Source organism: Acetobacter fallax, assembly GCF_011516735.1.
Taxonomy (GTDB): Bacteria; Pseudomonadota; Alphaproteobacteria; order Acetobacterales; family Acetobacteraceae; genus Acetobacter; species Acetobacter fallax.
This window is the reverse complement of the sequence record NZ_WOSX01000099.1, coordinates 1-3,144: the sequence shown is the minus strand read 5'-3', so window position 1 is coordinate 3,144 and position 3,144 is coordinate 1. Positions and strand designations below refer to the sequence as shown.

Here is a 3,144-nt window from a genome sequence, read left to right as displayed (position 1 = left end):
ACTGCGCTCGGGTGATTTCAGTCCAGGCCATCTTGATCTCATCAGGTTATCGCAAACCCATGAATCATAACCCGCTGAAATCACTCAACTCATTTTCGGTCAGACACTTAGGTACTCCCTTAGGAAACAATAAAAATATACGTAAATTGCCAAAATACTGTTTCTTTTAGGTTATAATATAATTAGTCAACAGAGAGTTTTCTCATCTCTTAGACTCATAAGAAACAATAGGAGGCACTTATGAAGGGAATACATCATGTAATTTACAATGATATACGTGGAACATTTCAGAATCTGGAAGACGGTGAAGATAATAGTTTTTGGTTTACTACATCTGATTATCTTCGCTGGTATTTGGATATTCTGGACAATAATTATATTTATCTCGAAGATAAAAAAGAACAAACGAAATTAATATTGAATGAATTAAATAAAAGAGGATTAAAAGTATGAATACTAAAAGAAAGGTAAACGAGACCGAGTTCAAAGAGATGATTCAGGAGGGGATGAGTCTTTCTGATATTGCTCAATATTTTGAAATTGTACCAGCATATGCCCGTCAATTAGCAGTTAAGTACGGATTGGTATCAAAGAAAATACGACCCCCCAGAAGGAAGCCTGAGCCTTTAATTATTGTAAGGCCCAAAATAAGCTTTGAAGCTTTCGAAGAAACACTGAGCCAAAAAATATCTATTCAAGATATCTGCAAAATGTTCGACATCAAGCAGGATACAGCAAGGTATTGGGCAGATTGCGTTAATAATGGAATATATCCCGAAGGTCTGGCTCCTGTTCCTGTAAAAATTTCACAGGACAACAATAAACAGGAAATCATTGATATCATCAAAGATGATATAAAAAACATTATATCTTTAAACGATATTAAAAATATCCATGGGATAGCCAAGCGTTTAGATATTATAATGAGGAATATTTGATATGAAATATGGATATGCACGTGTGTCGAGTGAAGAGCAATCACTCGATATACAGATAGATGCCTTGGAAAAAGCAGGGTGCGAACTTGTTCGTGGTGAGAAGGTTTCTGGTACGTCCAGAGAGGGCAGGCAAGAGCTTGAAAATCTCTTGCAGTTCCTTCGTAAGGGTGATGCTCTGGTTATTACTCGTATTGATAGGCTGGCTCGTTCACTCGGAGACCTGTCTGATATCGTCCAAGAGTTAGAAGCCAAAGGCGTTAGCCTGATAGCCACTGAACAGCCGATTGATACCAGTAGTGCGATGGGACGTATGTTCGTCTCATTACTCGGTGTCTTCGCTCAGTTCGAAACGGAGTTGAGGCGTGAACGTCAACTCGAAGGCATAGCCAAGGCCAAAAAGGAGGGCGTCTATAAGGGCAGGAAAGCCGATTGGGACAGGATTGAGCAAGTGTTCAATCTCAAACGTCAGGGCGTTGCTAATACTGAAATTGGTAAGCGTCTCGGGATTTCACGCTCTTACGTCTGGAAAGTATTGCGGCATCAGGAAGACATGATTTTTCAATAATATATATCATGGTAAAATTTAATTTTTAATACTATTTGAGCTATATCGGGATTTAACTCTCCCGATATTCTCTTTGAAACAGAGCGTGAGACCTTTTAATAATCATTAATAGGGTGAGGCCAAAATGACCGTAAAAATAAATTAAGACACAACTTGCATACCAACTATTATAAGAATCCTTTATGGAGCTTACGCCAAAAACTGCTAAACAAAAAAATAACGCAAAAAAACAAACCAATACGAGATATGATATATTGCTATCAACTTCTGATATTAACTTATTTCTTTCGGAAAATTTTTCTCCATTTTCATCGGAATTGTTTTTCCATTTTCTAGTAAAAATAGCAAATATTGCTACCTCTATATTAAGTAGAAGGGCAATAAATATTCCAAAAAATGTTATAGAAAGATTGTAAAAATCTTTACTCAAAATTAGTTTGTATTTATAGGACGGATACACAACCAAAACTGGAGCTATATAGAACAAAAAAACATCTAGAACCGATATTTTTTTTGTATTGTCGTTATATAGCGTATTAAAATGGTTTTTTAATACGCCTAATACTCCTATTTTCATTTCTGCTCACCAAAAGCGGAATATATTCCATCTAGTAATTCGGTAGATTGTTCTCTAATTGAATCGAATTCAGGGTGCCCATTGTCCGAAAATTTAATTTCGTCTGTAATGTCGATAAGACCCGCATCCTTATCGTACCCAAATACACCAACTTTACGAGGTTTTCCACCAATTTTAATTTCGGCAGAGGCTTCTTCAAATACAATATCACCAAACGTGAGCATTTTTGTTTCAGGATGCTTGAATCGGTCTATCAGACTCAGCAAACTTCCCAAATGTTTGCTTCGAGTAGCTGAAATACGCAGTTCGAGATTTACCTCTTCCGCATTACCTCCAGTATAGCGGTCCGTAACATCCGAAGGTGATTTACGTCTAGAGAGAGTAAGTTTTTTAACTGGAGCTTCAGCAAATGTTGTTCCCCTCATCAAATGGGGAACAATTTTTCGGACGCTAAGTTTATAGCCTTTATGATTTTTTGAGAACCAATCTTGTAAACTTTGGAATATTAATTGGATGCATGAGCGGCCTTGAAAGTTTTGAAACGAGAAAAAAATATCTTCTTTATTAGGCATCCAAAAATTATAATAGAGAGGTATCTCTTCTACATCACTCGTTGACCTGTCATACACATATTTTTTGCTTACTCTATTTTTAAATCTACTACTATATCCATAATTTCCATAGTGAATATAGCCTTGCTCTCTATCAGGTTCATTCGTATTCTTTTGTTCAAAATACCAAGACCTTGCAAGTTTATCGTCAGTGTTTTCTGATGGCATTGCGCTAATGTATGAGGTCACGAAGTCCTTAAGTCCCGCAATATCTTTATATGCCGTTTTCTTGCGCTCCCTGTCACCCTCTTTATAGACATACAAGGAGTAGATTCTTAGGCATATGGTCGCAGTCACGTATGAAGCCTCATTATTAATACCATTCAAAAACTCTAACCAGTCTTGAGGTGGTCCCGTCCGTTCGGACAGTTTTGCGGGCTTGATAAGCTATACCCGGTTGTTGTTATGCCGCCCTTCTGACGGCGTTGCTGTTGGCCATCTGGTCCGGGGTTA

The 3,144-nt window shown here is 37.5% G+C and carries 5 protein-coding genes; 3 read left to right on the top strand and 2 right to left on the bottom strand.

Annotated elements, in window-relative coordinates:
• Positions 1-240: 240 nt before the first annotated feature.
• The 3 genes from GOB85_RS18530 to GOB85_RS18520 are packed head-to-tail and all read left to right on the top strand — an operon-like array spanning position 241 to position 1,503.
• Positions 241-453 carry a hypothetical protein gene (locus tag GOB85_RS18530; RefSeq protein WP_173578840.1) on the top strand — a complete coding sequence of 71 codons (213 nt, stop codon included), beginning with the start codon at positions 241-243 and terminating at the stop codon, positions 451-453.
• Positions 450-938, top strand: a complete 489-nt coding sequence (locus GOB85_RS18525) for a hypothetical protein (RefSeq protein ID WP_173578839.1) — start codon at positions 450-452, stop codon at positions 936-938. Before GOB85_RS18530 ends, GOB85_RS18525 begins: the two co-directional genes overlap by 4 nt.
• Before the next feature lies 1 nt (position 939).
• Entirely contained in the window at positions 940-1,503 is a 564-nt protein-coding gene (locus GOB85_RS18520; RefSeq protein ID WP_173578838.1) for a recombinase family protein, read from the top strand.
• Between the two features lie 52 nt (positions 1,504-1,555).
• Here the strand turns inward: GOB85_RS18520 and GOB85_RS18515 are convergent, their stop codons facing one another.
• Both GOB85_RS18515 and GOB85_RS18510 read right to left on the bottom strand, forming a co-directional pair.
• The gene (locus GOB85_RS18515) at positions 1,556-2,080 is read right to left on the bottom strand and encodes a hypothetical protein (RefSeq protein WP_198912242.1); all 525 of its coding nucleotides are present in this window, start codon (positions 2,078-2,080) and stop codon (positions 1,556-1,558) included.
• Positions 2,077-2,988 carry a hypothetical protein gene (locus GOB85_RS18510; protein ID WP_173578837.1) on the bottom strand — a complete coding sequence of 304 codons (912 nt, stop codon included), beginning with the start codon at positions 2,986-2,988 and terminating at the stop codon, positions 2,077-2,079. The genes GOB85_RS18515 and GOB85_RS18510 overlap by 4 nt, the downstream gene beginning before the upstream one ends.
• Positions 2,989-3,144: the final 156 nt, after the last annotated feature.

Excerpts from the sequence above, each read along its gene's own strand:
- GOB85_RS18515 (WP_198912242.1), bottom strand. The coding sequence starts at position 2,080 with ATGAAAATAGGAGTATTAGGCGTATTAAAAAACCATTTTAATACGCTA.
- GOB85_RS18530 (WP_173578840.1), top strand. The coding sequence starts at position 241 with ATGAAGGGAATACATCATGTAATTTACAATGATATACGTGGAACATTT.
- GOB85_RS18520 (WP_173578838.1), top strand. The coding sequence starts at position 940 with ATGAAATATGGATATGCACGTGTGTCGAGTGAAGAGCAATCACTCGAT.
- GOB85_RS18525 (WP_173578839.1), top strand. The coding sequence starts at position 450 with ATGAATACTAAAAGAAAGGTAAACGAGACCGAGTTCAAAGAGATGATT.